This is a genomic window from Mucilaginibacter sp. Mucisp86 (assembly GCF_047324315.1).
Lineage (GTDB): Bacteria > Bacteroidota > Bacteroidia > Sphingobacteriales > Sphingobacteriaceae > Mucilaginibacter.
In genome coordinates, this window is sequence record NZ_CP168503.1 from 3,688,994 (window position 1) to 3,709,550 (window position 20,557).

Here is a 20,557-nt window from a genome sequence, read left to right on the forward strand (position 1 = left end):
TCCGAAGTTTTTAAAACTTCGGAAGTCTGAATTCTAAAATTTCTCATTCGGGTAAACCAACCACTCACCCAATCAACCATTTACTCAACTTTAATATAATAATTGAAAGTATCCACCTCCACATTGTCCTTGGTTATACCGTCAATCTTAACCGGAGTAAACTGGGTAGTTGGTTTAATAAAGATATACCCGCCGCCTTTAACGCGTACCTTTACCGGCATGTTAAAGCCTTCGGCATTGGCGATCCATTTGGAATAAAGCTTGCCGTCTTTAACTACAAACTGCAGGGTGGGGATATCTTTATAGTGCAGGTACTGATCAAATACCGGGGCAAGGTTCATACCTGCCTGTTTGCAGATGTATCCTACGATATCATCGTAAGTAACCGTTTTATGGTAGAAGGTTTTGTTTAGTCCGCGGAGGATGCTGCGCCATTTATCATCGTTGTTGATGATGGTGCGTACCATGTTTAACAGGTTGCCGCCTTTATAATACATATCGCCTGAGCCTTCCATGTTTACACCATATGGGCCTACAATTGGCTTATCATTACGGATGTTTTTACGGGTACCATTCACATATTCCTGCCCGGCTTGTTTACCATAATAGGTTTCAATGAACAATGATTCGGAATAGTTAGTGAAACTTTCGTGGATCCACATATCGGCCACATCTTTTGACGTGATGTTATTGCCAAACCACTCATGCCCGCTTTCGTGTACTACGATGAAATCCCATTTCAAGCCCCAGCCCGTACCTGAAAGGTCGCGGCCCAGGTAGCCGTTTTTATAGTGGTTGCCATAGGCGGTGCCGCTTTGGTGTTCCATACCTAAATGTGGGGTTTCAACCAGTTTGTATCCATCTTCATAAAAAGGGTAGGGGCCAAACCAGTATTCAAATGATTTAAGCATCCGCGGTGCATCAAGCTCCCATTGCTTTTTGGCTTTATGAACGTTGTAGCTTAAAGGCCAGTAATCAAGCGTAAGCGGACCTTTTTCGCCCTGGTAGGTGCCTTCAAAGTGAGCGTAATCGCCAATGTTGGCTTCTATATCATAATTATTAATAGGGTTGGCTACAAACCAGTCGAACCGGGTGTAACCGTTATTCAGGTCGGTCACCTTGCGCAGCCTTCCGTTTGAAACGTCTTTTAAACCATTAGGTGCGCTGATGCTGATCAGGGCGCTGTCCACTTCGTCGTACTGATGATCTTTAGTAGGCCACCAGATGCTTGCACCAATACCCTGGCAGGCAGTTGCCACCCATGGTTTGCCTAATGAATCGGTAGTGTAAACTACGCCGCCATCCCAGGGGGCACGTTTGGCAATGGTTGGGTTACCCGAGTAATAAACGATAAACTCATCTTTACTGCCTTTTTTTATGGTTTTAGGAAAGGTTACAAACACCGCGTTAAACTCGCGGGTAAAAGGTATTTCGGCGCCCTCGTAAACTACTTTCTCTACTTTTAAATTGTCAAACAGATCAAACTGAAGTTTGGTGAAATTTTGGGTAGCCGTAAACTTGAACAGGTTGCTGCCGCTAATAAATTTTTTATCGATATCAAACTTCACATCAAGGTGATAGTAATTGATATCATAACAAGTGCGTAGTGGTGTTAAGCTGCCTCTAAGCGAATCGGCACGGGTAAACGTTTGTCTGTTGGTGCCTAATTGCGCCTGTGCGGTTCCTAAGCCGGTTATTGTTAACCCTAAAGCAATTGCGCAAATATTTAAAAACTTATTTTTCATTTATATTGGGGATTAATCCATGAGCGCACCCACGTAGTAGTTTAAATAGTCAATTTCAATATTATCCTTAGTAGCTCCGGGAATTTCAACGGGGCTCAGCTGTCTTGTTGGGGTGATGAATTTATATTCGCCGCCCTTTACGCGCACCCTGATGGGCATGTTGAAATCTTTAGCCTCGGCAATCCAGCGGCAATAAAGTTTGTTTTCGTGGCTGGTAAATTCCAATACCGGAAGGCTACGGTAATGCAGGTACTGATCAAATATTGCCGAAAAGTTCATGCCCGATTGCGTATTGATGAAACCTACCACATCATCATAAGTAACCGTTTTATGGTAAAAAGTTTGGTTGAGCCCACGCAGGATGCCGCGCCATTTTTCATCGTCGTTAATAATCGTACGGATCATATTAAGGAAAACAGCGCCCTTGGAATACATATCGCCGGAGCCTTCTTTATTTACATTGTAAATGCCAACTATAGGGCTGTCATTATTAATGGTGAGCCTTAAGCCGTAATTATATTCCTGCCCTGCTTTTTTACCCCAGTTATCCTCAACAAAAAGCGATTCGGAATAACAGGTAAAGCTTTCATGGATCCACATATCGGCAAGGTCTTTATCGGTTATGTTATTGCCAAACCATTCGTGCCCGCTTTCATGAACAATGATATAATCCCATTTGCTGCCCCAGCCTGTGCCTGATAAATCATAGCCCATATAACCATTCAGGAAGTGATTGCCATAGGCTACTGCGCCCTGGTGCTCCATACCTAAATGAGGTGTTTCAACCAGTTTGTAGCCATCCTCATAAAAAGGGTAGGGGCCAAACCAGTGTTCAAAGGCTTTCAACATTGGCTTGACATTGGCTGCAAATTGTTTTTTAGCCTTCTCAAGACTGGTTGGCAACACCCAATAATCGAGGGTAAGTTTTCCCTTTTCGCCCATATAGGTATCTTCAAAATGGGTATAATCGGCAATGTTGGCAGCCACATCATAGTTGTTGATTGGGTTGGCCACAAACCAGTCGAACCGGGTGTAGCCATCCTTTAGCTGGGTTACTTTACGCAGGCGACCGTTCGAAACGTCTTTTAACCCTTTAGGCGCGCTGATACTGATCATCATGCTGTCCACCTCATCAGCCAGGTGATCTTTAGTCGGCCACCAGATGCTTGCACCGACACCCTCGCAGGCCGTTGCCACAAAGGGCTTGCCTAAGGAATCTTTTTTAAATACCAAGCCACCATCCCAGGGGGCATTTTTAGCTATGGTTGGATTGCCTGAATAATAAACGGTAAATTCATCCTTACTGCCTTTGCTTATGGTTTGCGGAAAGTTGAGGAATACCGCGTTTCCATCGCGGGTGAAAGTAAGCTCTTTGCCTTTGTAAACAACTTTGGCGATACTAAGATTAGCAAACAGATCGAATTGCAGTTTATTGAAATCCTGCGTGGCGGTGAATTTAAATTGGTTGCTGCCGCTGATGAACTTTTTATCGATATCAATCTTAACATCAAGGTGGTAATAGTTGATATCATAGCAAGTGCGTAAAGGTGTAAGCATACCACGAAGCGAATCAGCACGGGTAAACTGCTCTTTTTCTTTCAGGAGCTGTGCCTTCGCCGGCAGGGCAATTGTTGCTGTGCTTAGTAAGGTAAGCGCTGCAAGATATAGTTGTTTTATTTTCATGTACTTAATTGTGTCAGGTTAAAAGGTATCCATGATATTTTTCTTCCATGTATCGGCAGCATATTTTCGGAATGTAGCCGGCGCGGCCTTAAAGGCTGCGTCAAAAGTATAGGTACCGCCAATGTATTCTTTTTCGGATAGTTTGACTTTGCTGGTGCCGCGAACGGCATATTTTTTATCAGCCTCGTGCATAATGATCTTCATTTCACTTGGACTTACATCTCCACGGCACGCGGTGCGGTAAACCAACCAAACTTCGGCGATGCCATTATTATCCACATCGGTAACAGCGAATGTACCCGGAACGTAATTTGCCTTAATATCTACATTGCAGTCTGAAATGAAATCATACGTTTGCCAGCTTAGCTCAAGCTGATCGGAGCCCGTGATATCGTAATGATAGGCATATAAGGCGGCATCCCGGCCATCATCGGTTGCGCTTTTCTTTGCCGGCGTTTCACCGGTTTCGGTAGTGAACACTATGTGATCGCCCGTTTTGTCGGTATATTTTACCGCGTTTATGATATGTCCTTTGTAAGTAATGGATTTGGGGATATCTGCTTTGCTAAGCTTAAGTACTTTGAGTTGAGCAACAGAGACCTGGGTAATAATGATTAGCAATGTGATGGTGAAAGATAGTTTCATAAACCTAAGTTAAAGCTTATTTATAAAACCATTGGCCGGAATTAGAAAGTCCGGTCAATGGTTTAAGGAAAGCGGGGGCAAAACCCTAATCTCTTATCTCCAACCTCTAATCACCAATCTCTTACTTCAAAACCTGTACATCAATATAGCTATCATTATAAACTGTTTCGGTTGCCTTGATGTAATCACTTTCATCTGCTTTATACGGGTTCTCCACAAATTTTTGTGGGTTACGAGCCACAATAGGGAACCAGGTGCTTTGTACCTGGATCATGATGCGGTGACCTTTTTTAAAGGTATGCAACACATCCTGCAGGCGGAAATTCACATCTGTTTTTTGATTGGCTACCAATGCTTCTGGTTTTTCAAAGCTGTTGCGGAAACGTGCCGGCATTACTTCCGAACGTACCATTTGCCAGTAGTTGCTCAGGATGATGTTTTTGTTTGGCATGTATGGATTGTTAGGTTCATCAGGTGGGTAAACGTCAATCAGTTTTACAACAAAATCAGCATCGGTACCCGTTGTGGCAATTTTAAGGTGCGCCATGATCTCGCCGCCAAGGGTAACATCATCATTTAATACTTCACTCTGGTAAACCAATACATCCGGGCGGCGACCTGCAAAACGCTGATCCTCGCTCATATAATTGTGAGGGGTGAAGCCCATGGTTGTAGTGTTATCTTCAGTATAAGGAACCGGTTTGAGCGGATCGCTTACATACGAAACTGAACCGGCAGATGCGGCTTGAGTAGTTGAAAGCTTGCCGTCGGCCCCTAAAAACATTTTTTCGTGTACAGCATTTGCAGCAGGCCATTTGTCAAAAGTGGCCCATTCTTTTTTGCCGGTATTAAACATGTAAGCATTTGGTAAGCCGGAGTTTTTATCGCCATTGCCCTTCAGGAAATGGTTAAAGAATTTAGCCTCGATATTTTTTTGATAGAAGGTAGCCACGCTATCGCCAAAGTAAACATTGCTGTGCATGGTATGCCCCGTTTCGCGCGACCATCGGCCATGACCGAATGGCCCCATCACAATAGTATTGTAAGCGTTCGGATCGGTTTTGTTAATGGTTTTATAAATAGCCAGCGGACCGGTTAAGTCTTCGGCATCAAACCAGCCGCCAACCAGCATTACTGCAGGCTTTACTTTGCCGTAGTGTTTTAGCAGGCCGCGTTTTTGCCAAAACTCATCATAGTTAGGGTGGTTGATGGTTTCCTGCCAGAAAAAGTTATCATGATAAAACTTATCTGCATTTTTAAGCGGGCCCAGATCTAACAGGTATTGATAACCATCTTTGCTGTCGGGTTTAAGCATGGTATACCAGGCTTTGCTTGTTGTATCTGTTTTTTGAACACCAAATACCGGGAAGGTGAAAAAGTAACCTTCAATAAAAGCACCGTTGTGGTGGAAATCGTCAAAAAAGAAATCGGAAATGGGGGCCTGAGGAGATGAGGCCTTGAGCGCGGGGTGGTTGGACAGGATACCGGCAGCGGTATAAAAGCCGGGGTAGGAGATGCCATACTGGCCAACCTTGCCGTTGTTGTTGGCTACGTTTTTAACCAGCCAGTCGATGGTGTCATAGGTATCAGAACCTTCATCAACATCTTTTTTACTTTTTTTGTTGTCGATAACCGGGGTCATGTTGGTCCAGGTGCCTTCACTTTTCCAGCGGCCGCGTACATCCTGGTAAACAAAAATGTAGCCCTCTTTCATCATAATTTCAGATGGTCCAAGTCTTTGAGGGTATTTGTCCTCACCATAAGGGGCAACGCTGTAGCAAGTGCGCTGCATCATCATCGGATACTTGTTTTGTGGCGAAGCATCCTTTGGAGTATAGATGGATGTGAACAGTTTTACACCATCGCGCATGGTGATGTACACATCTTTTTTGGTAAAATGCTCCTTTACGTAGCTACTTTGAGCATTAACGCCGGTGTATAGTAACACCAGCACAAAAAATAAGTTAATTTTCTTCATGAGATCAGTCGTGTTAATCGGCTAATTTAATAAACAGTTCAGGATAAACCGACTTATCAACGGTTCTGTTACAAATGGGGTAAAATGCAGGGTGTTTAGGGTAATTTTTAAAGGGCAGATTAAGATAGACCGCCCCCGATATAATAGTCGGGTTTATAACGACTGGTGCAGCTATCATTTAAACAGCAAGCATTCGCAATCAATCCTGCAAATTACATAAACCTGCTGCGGTTTAACCTGTATAACTTTTCATTTAGTAAGTTTTAAAAAATCCGGAATAATATAAGAAACAGCCATTTCAACCGTATTAATTTAACCAGCACATTATGCCTCAACCGGCAATAGTTAAAAGATGTTAAATACACTATATACATAGGTAGCGAGCCAATGCCTCGTTATATATTAGCGGCTAAATAAAAATTGATTGATTTATATTATTAACTATCTTTGCAGAATGTTTAAAAAGCAACTAACGTTATTAGCCAGTGTTTTAGCTATCGTAATTATTACGCTTGGCAGTTGTAAAAGCAAATACGAAAAGTTAAAAGCCAGTAACGATTACGCCAAAAAATACCAGGAAGCTATTAAGTACTATAACAAAAAAGATTATAACAAAGCTTTAGGTTTATTTGAGGTGCTGGTTGAACGTTATCGCGGTCGTGAAGGTGCTGAGGATCTTTTTTACTATTACGCGTTCACATATTACAAACAAAAAGATTATACGTCGGCCAGGTATCACTTTAAAACATTCGCAGACACTTATCCTTCAAGCCCAAGGGCTGAGGAATGCCGTTTCTTTTCGGCTTATTGCTACTACCTTGATTCGCCTATATATTCGCTTGACCAGGATAACACGTTAAAAGCTATCGATGCTTTACAGTTGTTTATTAACCTTTATCCCAAAAGCGACCGTGTGGCAGAAGCCAGCAAGCTGATCCAGAACCTGCGCGATAAACTGGAAACCAAAGCTTATGCCAACGCTAAACTTTATTTAACTATCAGCGATTTTCAATCGGCAGTGATTGCGTTTAACAACGCTTTGCGCGATTATCCTGATACCAAATACGGCGAAGAAATGGAATACCTTATTGTTAAAGCGCAATATCAGTATGCTTACCATAGCTTTGAAACCAAACAGGAGGAACGCTTTAACCAGGCTATAGCCTATGCCGACCAGTTTGCTGAAAAATATCCAAACAGCAAATACCTGCACGAAACGCAAACTTATGTAAAAGACAGCCAGCAAGGTATTAAACAAGCTCAACGCCTTATTGCCGAAGCAATGAGCAATTCAAAAGTTGCCAAAAAGCTTGCATCTAAAGATACTGTAACAACTACAGCGCCGTCTGAAAAAAATCAGCCGCAAAAAATACCATATTAATTAAGATATATTAAAGAGTTAAATTAAGATATGACAGCTAACAACAGTAATAAACCAGCAGCAGCCAGCAGCACTGTAACCCGCGATTTACGCGAGCTGGATACCAAAACAGAGAACATCTATGAGTCGCTTGTGATTATGTCAAAAAGGGCTAACCAGATTTCGAACAACATTAAAGAAGAACTTCACCAGAAACTTTCTGAGTTTGCATCATCAAATGACAACCTTGAAGAAGTGTTTGAAAACCGTGAGCAAATTGAAATTTCAAAATACTACGAAAAATTACCTAAACCATCATTAGTTGCGGTTCAGGAATTTTTAGACGGTAAGGTTTATTACCGTAACCCAACTAAAGAAGTTTAGCCCCCCGGCCCCCTGAAGGGGGAGCATAGGAAATTATTCATGATACAACAAAAGACTCCCGTATGGGAGTTTTTTGTTACTTTTAATTTTATAACATAGCATTCCCCCTTTAGGGGGTTAGGGGGCATATGAAAAATATTGTTTTAGGAGTTTGCGGTAGTATTGCAGCCTACAAGTCGGCACTACTGGTAAGGCTGCTTGTTAAAGCAGGAGCTAACGTTAAAGTGGTGATGACAACAGATGCAACACATTTTATTACACCGCTCACACTTTCTACCCTGTCAAAAAATCCAACGCTGGTTGATTATTTTAAGGAAGATACCGGCGAATGGAACAACCATGTTGAACTTGGGCTTTGGGCCGATATGATGGTTATTGCCCCAGCAACTGCCAATACTCTTGCTAAAATGGCCAATGGCCTTTGCGATAATTTGCTTAGCGCTGTATATCTATCGGCCAAATGCCCGGTTTATTTCGCCCCGGCCATGGACCTTGATATGTGGTTACACCCTGCTACACGTCAAAACGTAAGCAGGTTGCAGTCGTTCGGTAATATTATGATCGCACCCGGAAACGGCGAGCTGGCAAGTGGTCTGCACGGCGAAGGACGGATGGCCGAACCTGAAGAGATTGTTGCCTTCCTGGAAGCCGAATCAAAAAAAAAGCTCCTTTTAACAGGTCATAAAATATTGGTAACCGCCGGACCAACCTATGAAGCTATAGACCCGGTTAGGTTCATCGGCAATCATTCATCAGGTAAAATGGGGTTCGCTATCGCGGATGTATTGGCATCGATGGGGGCCGATGTTACTTTGGTGACAGGGCCTACCGCTCAAACAAGTAAACAACAAAACATTAAACGGGTAAATGTTACTTCGGCGGCGCAAATGCTTGAAGCTTGTCTGTCTGTTTACAGTGATGTAAAAGCCTGCATTATGAGTGCTGCCGTAGCCGATTATGCCCCGGCAGATGTGGCCACTCAAAAGATCAAGAAACAGGATGGCGGTTTAACCATCGAGCTGAAGAAAACCACCGATATATTGAAAAAACTGGGCGAAGCTAAAGGTGCAGGGCAGATATTGGTTGGTTTTGCGCTGGAAACCAACGATGAGGAAATGAACGCAATAACCAAGCTGCAAAAGAAAAATCTTGATTTTATTGTACTAAATTCGCTCAATGACGCGGGTGCCGGTTTTGCGGGCGATACCAATAAAATAACCATTATTGATCGGGAGCTTAAACAAACCTCTTTCGATTTAAAAACTAAAGAAGCTGTAGCCCGCGATATTTGCGATAAAGTTGCCCAAATGATAAACGGATGAAAAAACTGCTGCTTTACACGGTACTGATGATTGTTTGTGGCCAGGCTATGGCCCAGGACCTGAATGCCCGTGTGCAGGTTTTATCGCCCAAAATACAGGTTGCCAATAAACGAGTTTTCCAAACCCTGGAAACGGCGATGAAGGACTTTCTGAACGGCCGCAAGTGGAGTGCCGACCCAATTTTGCCACAGGAAAGGATAGATTGCAATTTTGTGCTGAACGTTACCAACTGGGATGGCAGCAGCAATTTTACCGGCGAACTGCAAGTACAATCGTCAAGGCCGGTGTATGGTTCATCTTACACATCTACCTTGTTAAACCTCAATGATAAAGATATCAGCTTTAGCTATACCGAGGGTCAGACCATCGATTACACTGATCAAAACTTTCAGGGCAATTTAAGCTCTATCATGGCTTTTTATGCCAACATTATTATCGGGCTTGATTATGACAGCTTTTCTAAATTTGGAGGAACACCTTATTTTTTGGCTGCCCAAACTATAGTAACTAATGCTCAGACATCATCGTATAGCGGCTGGAAAGCTTTTGATGGCAATGTGAACCGTTATTGGCTATCCGAAAATCTGAATAATAAATTATATAACCCGCTGCGCAGCTTTTTGTATGATTATCATCGCAACGGGCTTGATTTAATGGCCGATAATGTAAGCAAAGGCCGCAAAGCCATTGATGCCCTGCTACCTCTGCTACAGCAGATAGACAGGCAGCGCGTAGGAGCTATGCTACCGCTCATATTTTATACTGCAAAAAGTGATGAGCTGGTTTCCATTTACAGCAAGGCCGATAACCAGGAACGCCTAACCGCCATGAACCTGTTTTTACAGCTTGACCCTGCTAATGGGAATAAGTATCAAACATTGCAGAAATAAGTAAAGGTGCTTTTATTTAAAAGCTAACCTTTCTATCTTAACCTCAAACTTTATCGCGATGCAACTAAATCTTAATTACAGGAAAGCTATTCTTTTACTGATTCCGTTTGTCGTAGCATTGGTACTTATGACTATGACGCTCAACCAAGACAATCGGCGAGTTATTTCAGAAATAAGTAACTATTTATTGATAATAGGTATGCTTATCCCAACGGCCTGCCAGGCTTACATGCTTATTGGTTTTATTAATGCGACGGGCAAAAACGATCCATACTTTAAAATCAATGCATTGATACCTGTGTTTTTTTTAATTGTCCATGTGTTTTATCTTATTTTTCTTTCATTCAAGGCACACGGCCACGCAACTTCACAATACCATGTACAACCAAAATCAGGACCGGTAACAGCAGCAGAAATACATGGAGTAAATTTGGTGATCATGTTATTCCTGATCTACACATTCATCAACTTCATTTTTACAAACAATAATTATGTATCCTGGCAGATAAAGAAAATAGCAGATACAAGTAAACAGGCCGAATTAAGAAATAGCTATTTAAACCCGATGAGGATATTGGTGAGAACGGCACTCTATATATTCGGAGGCTTTGTTTTAATTACAGCGATCGGCGATGTCTTACGATTTGTTTAACGCCATTATTTACCCAACCTGATCAAATAAAACTGATCTAAAGTAGCAGCTCTCTTCTTTTTAATAATAAATGGCAGGCTCAGATTTTCATGAGGAAAATCCTGAAATGCTTTGACCGTATTATAGGTAATTCCCTTTGCTTTTAATTCAGCTACCGCTTTTTCGTCGGCTACAATGATCCGGCTTTTCAGACTGTCTGTTTTTAAGATATCATCAACATTAGTATAAGTCGCTTCACCTTTGTAGTAAAAATCGAAGGTGTTTGATAAAACCGCCGCACTTACTTTCTGCTGGGGATAGTTTTGATTAAGGTATTCGGCTGCTGAAAGATCTCCGCGGTAGTCAACAATAATAGGATAAGCAACGGTTACGAGGTAAACATTCACCAGAACTGATACGGCACAGGTAAATAAAAATACTGGCTGGTAAATCTGCGCCGGTTTTTTATAAATGTAGATAACCAGGCCAATGAATCCTATAATCAATACAGCAAATACGGGCCAGCACTCCGGCGCAAAAACGAAGTTAAGCGCTATAACAGCAACCAATAAAAGAGACGTAATGATGTATTGGGCGATCTTGAAAAACTTAAATTCTGCATCAACTTTTAATGAACTAATAAAAGCCGCTGTTATAATAGCAAAAAACGGGAACAGGATATTGGTATAAAATGGCAACTGAAACTTCGATGCCGAAAAGATTAGCAACATTAAAACTCCACCGGAGATACACAGATATTCGGGCTGGGCAATACGCTTAACCATTTTCCTGATGGTAGCATAAAGTGAGTAGAACAGGATAATAGCCCAGGGCGCGAAAGCCCAAAGCAGGGTGTGCACAAAAAACAGCTTATCGCCGTGGGTATTGGTAATGTATCCGTTATTGTTAAAACGCCCGAACTGGCTATCCCATAAAAACCAGTGGATTCCGGAAATCCCGGTACGACCAAAAACAACTTTTTCGGGGTGAAGGTCGAACTGCATGTATACCGAATATATTTCGGGCAAAGTAAATATCACTACCAGGATAAACGACAACAGCCATTTCCAGTGGAAAACACCCTTGATATTTCCTTTAAACAGGTAATCGCCAATGATGGATCCCCCTATCGGGATAAGCAGGTAAATACCTTTGGTCATTACAGCACATGCTGTAAATATGGAAGCCAGTAGTATATCGGCAATGCTGATACGCTTTTTTACTTTATAAAAATGGTAAACGGCGCCCATGAGCAGCCCCATAATATAAGGCTCGGCACGTACATCGGTATTTGACATTAGGCTGTGTTGGGCTGTAAGCAATATCAGGATAGCGATAATGGCTGTTTCATCACCATAAAACTTTTTGGCAAGCTTGTAAGTGTACACCACCGACATGAAAAAGAACAGCAAGGCCGGCAATTTATAGGCAAAAGTATTGATGCCGAAAATCTTAAAACTGATAGCGATAATCCAGAAAGGGAAATGCGGCTTATCGAGCCAGTCGGCACCATGATATAACAGGTCGGTAAAGTTATTGCTTTGCGCCATGCTGCGCGCGAGGGCCGAATACAAAGCCCCATCATCGGTAAAAAATTTGATGCCGATACCGGCTACATTAAGCACGATAGTTAATAACAGCACAATAAAATAAGGCCGTTTTTGTGATGAAAAAATTGAAGCTGCTGTACTATCCACTAAAAATTTTTATGCTCAAAAATAGCTGAATTTTAATTATTCCACGGCAGGTATTTGGGCTGATCGCGATTGATCAGTTCGGGTTTGACCAAATTCAACGCACGCCCGTTTAAAACTTGTTCGTATAACGCCAGGTAAGCCGCAGCCATTTTGCCAATATTAAAGTTATCTGCCGCGTACTGGTGGCAGTATTGCTTGTTGAAGCTGTCAACGTTTCTGAGTCCGGCGGCTAATTCAGTTTTACTTGCCGAAAGCAAGCCAACCTCTGCGGGTACCAGTTCGGGTAATGATCCGTAAGGTGTGCCGAAAACAGGGCAACCAAAATAAAGGCTTTCAACAATAGCTATCCCAAATGGTTCATGCCACAACACCGGGAAAATCAAAGCCTTCGAGCTGTTCATCACTATCGATTTTGCTTCATCCCCAACCATTCCCTTAAAACGTACATTAAGATTAGGCGTAAAACGCAAACCCATTTTCAGGTTAAGCCGGGTGCCGCCAAGCACTACTAATTTATTACCACTCATGGTAGCTACATCAATAGCCCCTTTTACATTCTTTACGCGCCAGGCAGCTTTAGCTAAAAAATGCGCGTACATTCGTTTATTATTAAGGTCTGGCTTTGGGTAGTCGGCAGTATCTATGGTATTATGTACAAACACCCTTGAGCCATACCTTTGCGCATGATTGGCCGACACAAATACCGAGTTACGATCCAATTGCGCCCCACCCGGGTTATTATGCACAGTAACTATATAGGGCTTTTTAGTAAACCCACTCACCTGGAACTGAAAATGTACCACATCTATATCATCGGGCACCTGCTGATCCAAATCTTTAGTCGGATCATAGATTAACACCTTTGCAAACGGACAGCTTGATCCCTCGCTTACCAGGTAAGTGATTTTGTGACCAAGACGGTTTAACTCGCGGCCAAGCCACCAGATAATACGCTCGGTGCCGCCGTATTTAGTTGCCGGGATTGGGGTATTGTTGACGATGAGGATGTTCATAGGTGTTTGGCAAAGGTAATAATCTACCTATTCTATTTTACAGTTTAATAAATTGCATTAATAGTTTTAAGAGATTAGTATATTCACTCTAAAATCCATTCCTGTCACAATGAAACTTAAGTTAACTTTTTTACTGATGGCTGTTGTCTGCCTCATACCTGGAAATAGACCGCTTGTATTTTTAAGATCCTTTATTACTTATATTACAACCTTAACCTTATCATCCCATGATTAGCAATTTCAATACACGGTTTAAACTTTTTGTTAGTGAATATGCAGGGATTTTATTAGGCGCATCTTACGGATTGGGGTTAAGGCTGGCATTTAACCTTCCCGGAAGTAATTTTAGTTTTACCGATCTCTTTTCAATAACGTTTGTGTGGATAGTTCCTTTCGTGATAGGAATGGTTCCAATGTTTTTTGCATCCGATCGCCAGTTGAGTAAGTCTGGTTATAGAATATTTACGCCTTGTTTAACGGTTCTTTTATTCTTTCTATTTTGTTTCACCTCCAGGGCCGAGGATTTTATATGCATATTGATCATATCGGCCCCTTTTCTACTAGCTGCCATGATTGGCGGTAGTATTATTGGCATCTTGCTACTAAAATATCGGCAAAATAAAAACACATTATATTCTGTTCTCCTCATTCCATTTATTTGCGGAATGGTGGAGGAGCAATTCAAAATGCCCACAGGCATCTACCATGTTAATACGGTTACCATTATTAACGCTACTCCGCAAAATATATGGCAGCACGTGGTTCGGGTTGACCAGATCAACATCACTGAATATCACAAAGGCTTCTTTAATTATGCAGGCATCCCCCAGCCGTTATATGCTGAACTTAATAAAGACACCATCGGTGCCACAAGGATCGGACATTTTGAAGGAGGACTAAAGTTTATAGAAACAGTTAATCACTGGGAACGGAATAAAAAAGTTTCATTTAATATAGCTGTATTGCCATCAACTATCAGGAACACAGTATTCGACAAGCATATTTTGATGGGCAATCACTTCAAGTTTATTGATGCATCTTACACGTTGAAAAAGATCAACAATAACCAAACAGAGCTCTGCCTGTCATCATCATACAGGCTGGATACCCGGATCAATCAATATGCTACACTTTGGGGGAATGCCTTATTATCCGATTTTCAAGAGCGACTACTGACAGTTATCAAGTTAAGATGTGAACAAAAGGCTGACAATTAGGCCCCTCATTTCTTAAACCATTTCCTGCTCGCTACCAATAACCCAAACTCTTCTGATGGATATTTCTCCGTTGATTTATGATGGATCTTATGCGCCCTGCGGATCCCCGCCAGGTAGCGGTTATCGCTTTTAAAAGCTTTAAAGCGGTTATGGATAAACCAGTCGTGAAAAATGAAATAAATGATCCCGTAAATGCTTATCCCTGTACCTATCCAAAATCGGTAATCCAAACTTAAATGCCCAATCCACATCAGCCATAAGGCAAAAGCAGCAAAACCGATGCTGAACAGGTCGTTTAGCTCAAACCAGCCATGCCTTTGCTGATGGTGTGTTTTGTGGATAAACCACAGCGGGCCGTGGAAAAGGTATTTATGCATAGCCCAGGAGATGAGTTCCATCAATGTAATCGTTGATAGCACAATCCCTATGTCTGTCAATGCTTTCATGATCATTTAGCCGCTATGCTCCGTTCAATTAGGTTTTTCATTTTTAGGTTGTTTTCATCTTCGTGATCACCATAGCCGGTTTTCTCAAAAATCAGCTTCCCTCGCTTATTGAAGATAATAACCGTTGGATATCCTCTAAAACCAAACTGCCTGTCGGGACATTTGGTTTTGTCATCGGGCGTATATTTAGCTAAAACTTTGCCTGTATAAATTTTCTCATCGCAACCGGGTATAAAGTAAACAGGTAGCTTAAAATCCTGCCGCTTACTAAAATCCTTATACATTCTAACAAAATTATCTATCGATTTATCCTGCGCAATAAACCGCTTAACTATGCCGCTATCGGTTTGGCATAGTGTTATAAAGCAAAAGTTCTTATTGTCCTTGTACTTAGCATAAAGTTTATGCAACATACCCATCTCGCGAAAACAGGGCGGACAAGGCACAAACCAGCAATCAATAAACAGCACTTTATTTTGCCCTAATTGTTTTAGTGTAGTATGCTTTCCGTTGATATCATAGACCTCAATATCAGGTACCGATTTAATTTGTTTGGTTTGCGCATTAACCGTAAAGCCGATCAAAATTAAAAATGTGAATAAGGGGTAGGTTATCACTTTCATAACAGAAGTATTTACCACTAACTTAAAACTAAAAAAGCGGCTATCAAATGATAACCGCTTTTAAATATTTCAAATTAAAAATCCGAAATCGAAAATCCCAATTCCGAAATTAAATATGTATCGCCCTGTTTTCAGTAGCTGCTAAACATGCTTCGCGCATAGCTTCGGTATACGTTGGGTGAGCGTGGCTCATGCGCGAAATATCTTCGGCACTTGCGCGGTACTCCATAGCTACAACAGCTTCGGCTATCATATCGGCAGCACGCGGACCAATCATGTGTACGCCTAAAATTTCGTCGGTAGTGGCATCAGCCAATACTTTTACAAAACCATCAAGGTCGCCGCTTGCACGGGCACGACCGCTCGCCTTGAACGGGAATGAACCTGTTTTGTATTTAACACCTGCAGCTTTCAATTGCTCTTCTGTTTGACCAACAGCAGCAACTTCCGGCCAGGTATAAACTACTCCCGGGATCAGGTTGTAATCGATATGTGGTTTCTGACCTGCAATAATTTCAGCAACCAATGTACCTTCATCTTCGGCTTTGTGAGCAAGCATAGCGCCTTTAATTACATCACCAATAGCGTATACACCTTTAACTTTTGTTTCCAGGTGCTCGTCAACCGTGATTTTACGACCGCGCTCCTCAACGGTAATGCCTATGTTCTCTAATCCTAAACCATCGGTATAAGCAATACGGCCAACAGCTACCAGGCAGTAATCGCCTTTCAGTTCTTTCTTTTCACCTTTAGGGGTATCGAAGCTAACGGTTACTTCTTTGCCTTTTACAGCAGCTCCGGTAACTTTATGGCCCAGGTAAAATTCCATACCCAGTTTGGTCAATACTTTCTGCAACTCGCGACCTAAGCCTTTATCCATAGTTGGGATAATGCCATCCATAAATTCAATTACAGATACTTTGGCGCCTAAACGGGCATAAACCGAACCCAGCTCCAAACCGATAACGCCGCCACCGATCAATACCAGGTGTTTAGGCACTTCGCTCAGGGTTAAAGCCTCGGTTGAAGTGATAATGCGTTTTTTATCAATAGGCAAAAATGGCAGTGCCGATGGTTTTGAACCTGTAGCAATGATCACATTTTTACCGGTGATCTCAGTAACAGTACCATCGCTCTTTTTAACGGTGATGGTATTTTTATCTTTAAATGATCCTACACCAAAGTGAGTGTCGATCTTGTTTTTCTTCATCAGGTAGCTGATACCGCTGGTATTGGCATCAACAACTTCCTGTTTGCGTTTGATCATCTGCCCAAAATCTATCGAAAGATCTTTAAGGTTGATGCCATGTGTTTTAAAAGCATGGGCAGCATTGTGGTAGTGTTCAGACGAATCCAACAACGCCTTTGAGGGGATACAGCCTACATTAAGGCAGGTACCGCCAAGGGTATTATATTTTTCAACAATTGCGGTTTTTAAACCAAGCTGGGCACAACGGATAGCGGCTACATAACCACCGGGGCCCGAACCTATAACTATAACATCATATTGCATAGTAGTGTGTATTTTATGGTGGGCAAAGTTAAGGATTATTAAAGGTGTAATAAACAGTATTTTGTTAAAGTTGAGATAGTGATTGGAGATTCGTTGTATGAGCTTGAATTCATAGAATTAAAGAATGGTCATCTGGAGTTAAGACAAAAAAATCTCTTTTCGAAAATGCTTACAAATCCCTGCTCAGAAATTATGGTGTTGCCTGCGGCCCGGGCTATCCGTTGCAAGTCCTCGTCTTTCTTGCGCACAAACCCAACCCGCACTGTGGGCTTTTCACTGCTATCCCTAACACGGGTACTACAAGGGAGTAGCCTTCTGTTGTCAACAAGTTGTGGTCAATTATCCTGATGCTATATAATATAAGTGCGTTAGTCACCTGTAAGAAATATGCAATTGATATAATGCCAAACTAACGAAACGCGGGTAGCGGTACATTATAAATGTTATTCATATAAATATTGAATGATAATATAGAAGTAGTGATGCGGGTTAAATAAGGTTCGGGGAAAGCTTTAAGTGGCTTGCTTTAAACTTTTTCTTATTGAGGAATAGTGAGTTATAGGGAATGGGTTAAAAATGGGTAAAAATAATTTGGATAAAAAGGAAAAGTGTCTACCTTTGCAGCCCGCAAACGAGGGAGCGGGGATAGTTCTTTAAAGGTTGAGAGTGAGTTAGGGAAGAGGAGAAAAAAGATAAAAATCTTTTTGTGGAATTGGGAAATAATTCACACCTTTGCAGCCCGCAAACGGGGAGAAAGAGAGAGGGAAGCGGGTCTGAAACTTAGAATAAAAAAAATAAAAAAAAAGTTTTGGAAATAAAGAAAAGGTTTCTACCTTTGCAGCCCCAAGCGGGACAGAAGTTTAAAGGCTTCTAAAGAAAAGAGGATGAGGGCTTTAGGTTCTCGGAATCAAAGCGGAAAGAGAGCGATTCTCGCCGGATAGAAAATGACAAATCAGATCAGGTAATCCTGATAGATTATATAGCAGAACCGTGAAGGGGAGGCGAAAAAGTTCTTTTAAGAAATGGAAATCATGTAGCGTAACGGGAGATCGGAAGGGGCTGAGGCAACGGAAGATTGAAGAGTTACAAACAAAATGAGAGACTGTATAAAGATATAATAATACAGATTCTATTAATTAATAATAGGGTCAGAGATTAAAACAAAACATTTTACAATGGAGAGTTTGATCCTGGCTCAGGATGAACGCTAGCGGCAGGCCTAATACATGCAAGTCGGACGGGATCGGGGAGCTTGCTCCCTGTGAGAGTGGCGCACGGGTGCGTAACACGTATGTAACCTACCTTAGTCAGGGGGATAGCCTCTCGAAAGAGAGATTAAGACCGCATAACATTATGATGTGGCATCGCATTATAATCAAATATTTATAGGACTAAGATGGGCATGCGGAACATTAGCTAGTTGGTAAGGTAACGGCTTACCAAGGCTACGATGTTTAGGGGATCTGAGAGGATGACCCCCCACACTGGTACTGAGACACGGACCAGACTCCTACGGGAGGCAGCAGTAAGGAATATTGGTCAATGGACGGAAGTCTGAACCAGCCATGCCGCGTGCAGGAAGACGGCCCTATGGGTTGTAAACTGCTTTTGCAGGGGAATAAACCTCGATACGTGTATCGAGTTGAATGTACCTTGAGAATAAGGATCGGCTAACTCCGTGCCAGCAGCCGCGGTAATACGGAGGATCCAAGCGTTATCCGGATTTATTGGGTTTAAAGGGTGCGTAGGCGGCCTGTTAAGTCAGGGGTGAAAGACGGTAGCTCAACTATCGCAGTGCCCTTGATACTGATGGGCTTGAATGTACTTGAGGTAGGCGGAATGTGACAAGTAGCGGTGAAATGCATAGATATGTCACAGAACACCAATTGCGAAGGCAGCTTACTAAAGTATGATTGACGCTGAGGCACGAAAGCGTGGGGATCAAACAGGATTAGATACCCTGGTAGTCCACGCCCTAAACGATGAACACTCGATGTTGGCGATATACGGTCAGCGTCTAAGCGAAAGCGTTAAGTGTTCCACCTGGGGAGTACGCCCGCAAGGGTGAAACTCAAAGGAATTGACGGGGGCCCGCACAAGCGGAGGAGCATGTGGTTTAATTCGATGATACGCGAGGAACCTTACCCGGGCTTGAAAGTTAGTGAATAGAGCAGAGACGCTCTAGTTCTTCGGAACACGAAACTAGGTGCTGCATGGCTGTCGTCAGCTCGTGCCGTGAGGTGTTGGGTTAAGTCCCGCAACGAGCGCAACCCCTATGTTTAGTTGCCAGCATTTAAGGTGGGGACTCTAAACAGACTGCCTATGCAAATAGAGAGGAAGGAGGGGACGACGTCAAGTCATCATGGCCCTTACGTCCGGGGCTACACACGTGCTACAATGGATGATACAGAGGGCAGCTACCTGGCAACAGGATGCCAATCTCATAAAGTCATTCACAGTTCGGATCGGGGTCTGCAACTCGACCCCGTGAAGTTGGATTCGCTAGTAATCGCGTATCAGCAATGACGCGGTGAATACGTTCCCGGGCCTTGTACACACCGCCCGTCAAGCCATGGAAGCTGGAAGTGCCTGAAGTGCGTAACCGCAAGGAGCGTCCTAGGGTAAAGTCGGTAACTGGGGCTAAGTCGTAACAAGGTAGCCGTACCGGAAGGTGTGGCTGGAATACCTCCTTTCTGGAGCAGTTTCTCAGAGTGATTCGGAACTGTTACCTACATGATATTTCTTAAAGTAGTAGATATGAGATGTGAGATAAGAGACATGAGATATCGCTATAAAATAAACGTAAAAAAGAAAACCCAGAAGATGAAGCCATCGTGTTGTGTGAACAACTGAGGCAGGATTGTAAGAGATTACGATTTACGATAAAAATCTAAAATCGTAAATCCGAAATCCGAAATAAAGAATAGTCCTGTAGCTCAGCTTGGTTAGAGCACTACACTGATAATGTAGGGGTCAGCAGTTCAAATCTGCTCGGGACTACAAAAAAGGCAATAAGTGAATTAATGAGTTAGTGAGTTAGTGAATTAAAAGAAATCGCTAATTCAAAAAAACACCAAATCACTAATTAATCTTAGGGGGGATTAGCTCAGCTGGCTAGAGCACCTGCCTTGCACGCAGGGGGTCAACGGTTCGAATCCGTTATTCTCCACGATGCAGATTAGCAAATGTGAAGATATGCAGATATGCAAATGAGAAATCATCTGCACATCTGAAATCAAACATCTGTACATCCGCAAAACGTTCTTTGACATATTGGAAGAAGTAATTGAAAACAAGAGAAAACAACAGATAGAGACGTTTTTTCAGTTCAATGGTTCATTAGTAAATTAGTTCATTGGTAGCAATACTGCTTGGACAAATGAACGAGTGAACAAGTGAACGAATCAACT

Annotated in this window: 15 protein-coding genes, 2 tRNA genes and 1 rRNA gene; 9 read left to right on the top strand and 9 right to left on the bottom strand. The window is 42.3% G+C overall.

Annotated elements, in window-relative coordinates; genetic code table 11:
• Positions 1-80: 80 nt before the first annotated feature.
• The 4 genes from ACEN9X_RS15615 to ACEN9X_RS15630 all read right to left on the bottom strand — a co-directional run bounded on the left by ACEN9X_RS15615 (position 81) and on the right by ACEN9X_RS15630 (position 6,051).
• Positions 81-1,745, bottom strand: a complete 1,665-nt coding sequence (locus ACEN9X_RS15615; RefSeq protein WP_413666026.1) for a M1 family metallopeptidase — start codon at positions 1,743-1,745, stop codon at positions 81-83.
• Between the two features lie 12 nt (positions 1,746-1,757).
• Positions 1,758-3,428 (bottom strand): M1 family metallopeptidase, encoded by a 1,671-nt coding sequence (locus ACEN9X_RS15620; RefSeq protein ID WP_413666027.1) that lies wholly within the window; start codon positions 3,426-3,428, stop codon positions 1,758-1,760.
• Positions 3,429-3,446: 18 nt separating this feature from the next.
• A complete protein-coding gene (locus ACEN9X_RS15625; RefSeq protein ID WP_413666028.1) occupies positions 3,447-4,073 on the bottom strand; it encodes a M949_RS01915 family surface polysaccharide biosynthesis protein in 627 nt (208 codons plus the stop codon).
• A 121-nt stretch (positions 4,074-4,194) separates the two neighbouring features.
• Positions 4,195-6,051 (bottom strand): CocE/NonD family hydrolase, encoded by a 1,857-nt coding sequence (locus ACEN9X_RS15630; RefSeq protein WP_413666029.1) that lies wholly within the window; start codon positions 6,049-6,051, stop codon positions 4,195-4,197.
• Between the two features lie 454 nt (positions 6,052-6,505).
• On the opposite strand from ACEN9X_RS15630, the gene ACEN9X_RS15635 reads away from it, so the two are divergent.
• From ACEN9X_RS15635 to ACEN9X_RS15655, 5 genes are all read left to right on the top strand, one after another.
• On the top strand, positions 6,506-7,432 hold the full coding sequence (locus tag ACEN9X_RS15635) for an outer membrane protein assembly factor BamD (protein WP_413666030.1): 927 nt from the start codon (positions 6,506-6,508) through the stop codon (positions 7,430-7,432).
• A 30-nt stretch (positions 7,433-7,462) separates the two neighbouring features.
• Complete coding sequence (locus tag ACEN9X_RS15640) at positions 7,463-7,795, top strand: DNA-directed RNA polymerase subunit omega (protein ID WP_090529735.1); 333 nt, start codon at positions 7,463-7,465, stop codon at positions 7,793-7,795.
• A gap of 128 nt (positions 7,796-7,923) precedes the next feature.
• On the top strand, positions 7,924-9,117 hold the full coding sequence (gene coaBC, locus ACEN9X_RS15645; protein WP_413666031.1) for a bifunctional phosphopantothenoylcysteine decarboxylase/phosphopantothenate--cysteine ligase CoaBC: 1,194 nt from the start codon (positions 7,924-7,926) through the stop codon (positions 9,115-9,117).
• Complete coding sequence (locus ACEN9X_RS15650) at positions 9,114-10,007, top strand: DUF4835 family protein (RefSeq protein WP_413666032.1); 894 nt, start codon at positions 9,114-9,116, stop codon at positions 10,005-10,007. The genes coaBC and ACEN9X_RS15650 overlap by 4 nt, the downstream gene beginning before the upstream one ends.
• Before the next feature lie 58 nt (positions 10,008-10,065).
• Positions 10,066-10,659: a hypothetical protein gene (locus ACEN9X_RS15655; protein WP_413666033.1), complete on the top strand. Its 594-nt coding sequence runs from the start codon at positions 10,066-10,068 to the stop codon at positions 10,657-10,659.
• Between the two features lie 5 nt (positions 10,660-10,664).
• On the opposite strand, the gene ACEN9X_RS15660 is transcribed toward ACEN9X_RS15655, so the two are convergent.
• Together ACEN9X_RS15660 and ACEN9X_RS15665 are read right to left on the bottom strand one after the other, a co-directional pair.
• Positions 10,665-12,335, bottom strand: coding sequence for an ArnT family glycosyltransferase (locus tag ACEN9X_RS15660; RefSeq protein WP_413666034.1), 1,671 nt, complete (start codon positions 12,333-12,335; stop codon positions 10,665-10,667).
• Positions 12,336-12,367: 32 nt separating this feature from the next.
• Positions 12,368-13,348 carry a glycosyltransferase gene (locus ACEN9X_RS15665; protein ID WP_413666035.1) on the bottom strand — a complete coding sequence of 327 codons (981 nt, stop codon included), beginning with the start codon at positions 13,346-13,348 and terminating at the stop codon, positions 12,368-12,370.
• Positions 13,349-14,013: 665 nt separating this feature from the next.
• Between ACEN9X_RS15665 and ACEN9X_RS15670 the strand changes: the two genes are divergently transcribed.
• A complete protein-coding gene (locus ACEN9X_RS15670) occupies positions 14,014-14,565 on the top strand; it encodes a hypothetical protein (protein WP_413666036.1) in 552 nt (183 codons plus the stop codon).
• A gap of 5 nt (positions 14,566-14,570) precedes the next feature.
• Here ACEN9X_RS15670 and ACEN9X_RS15675 read toward each other — a convergent pair whose 3' ends face one another.
• From ACEN9X_RS15675 to lpdA, 3 genes are all read right to left on the bottom strand, one after another.
• Positions 14,571-15,011 carry a sterol desaturase family protein gene (locus tag ACEN9X_RS15675; protein WP_413666037.1) on the bottom strand — a complete coding sequence of 147 codons (441 nt, stop codon included), beginning with the start codon at positions 15,009-15,011 and terminating at the stop codon, positions 14,571-14,573.
• A 2-nt stretch (positions 15,012-15,013) separates the two neighbouring features.
• Positions 15,014-15,634 (bottom strand): TlpA family protein disulfide reductase, encoded by a 621-nt coding sequence (locus tag ACEN9X_RS15680; protein ID WP_413666038.1) that lies wholly within the window; start codon positions 15,632-15,634, stop codon positions 15,014-15,016.
• A 109-nt stretch (positions 15,635-15,743) separates the two neighbouring features.
• Complete coding sequence (lpdA, locus tag ACEN9X_RS15685) at positions 15,744-17,147, bottom strand: dihydrolipoyl dehydrogenase (protein WP_121234164.1); 1,404 nt, start codon at positions 17,145-17,147, stop codon at positions 15,744-15,746.
• Positions 17,148-18,319: 1,172 nt separating this feature from the next.
• Here lpdA and ACEN9X_RS15690 point away from each other — a divergent pair.
• The 3 genes from ACEN9X_RS15690 to ACEN9X_RS15700 all read left to right on the top strand — a co-directional run bounded on the left by ACEN9X_RS15690 (position 18,320) and on the right by ACEN9X_RS15700 (position 20,316).
• Positions 18,320-19,840 (top strand): 16S ribosomal RNA (locus ACEN9X_RS15690).
• A 232-nt stretch (positions 19,841-20,072) separates the two neighbouring features.
• A tRNA-Ile gene (locus ACEN9X_RS15695) sits at positions 20,073-20,147 on the top strand.
• Between the two features lie 95 nt (positions 20,148-20,242).
• A tRNA-Ala gene (locus tag ACEN9X_RS15700) sits at positions 20,243-20,316 on the top strand.
• Positions 20,317-20,557 lie beyond the last annotated feature (241 nt).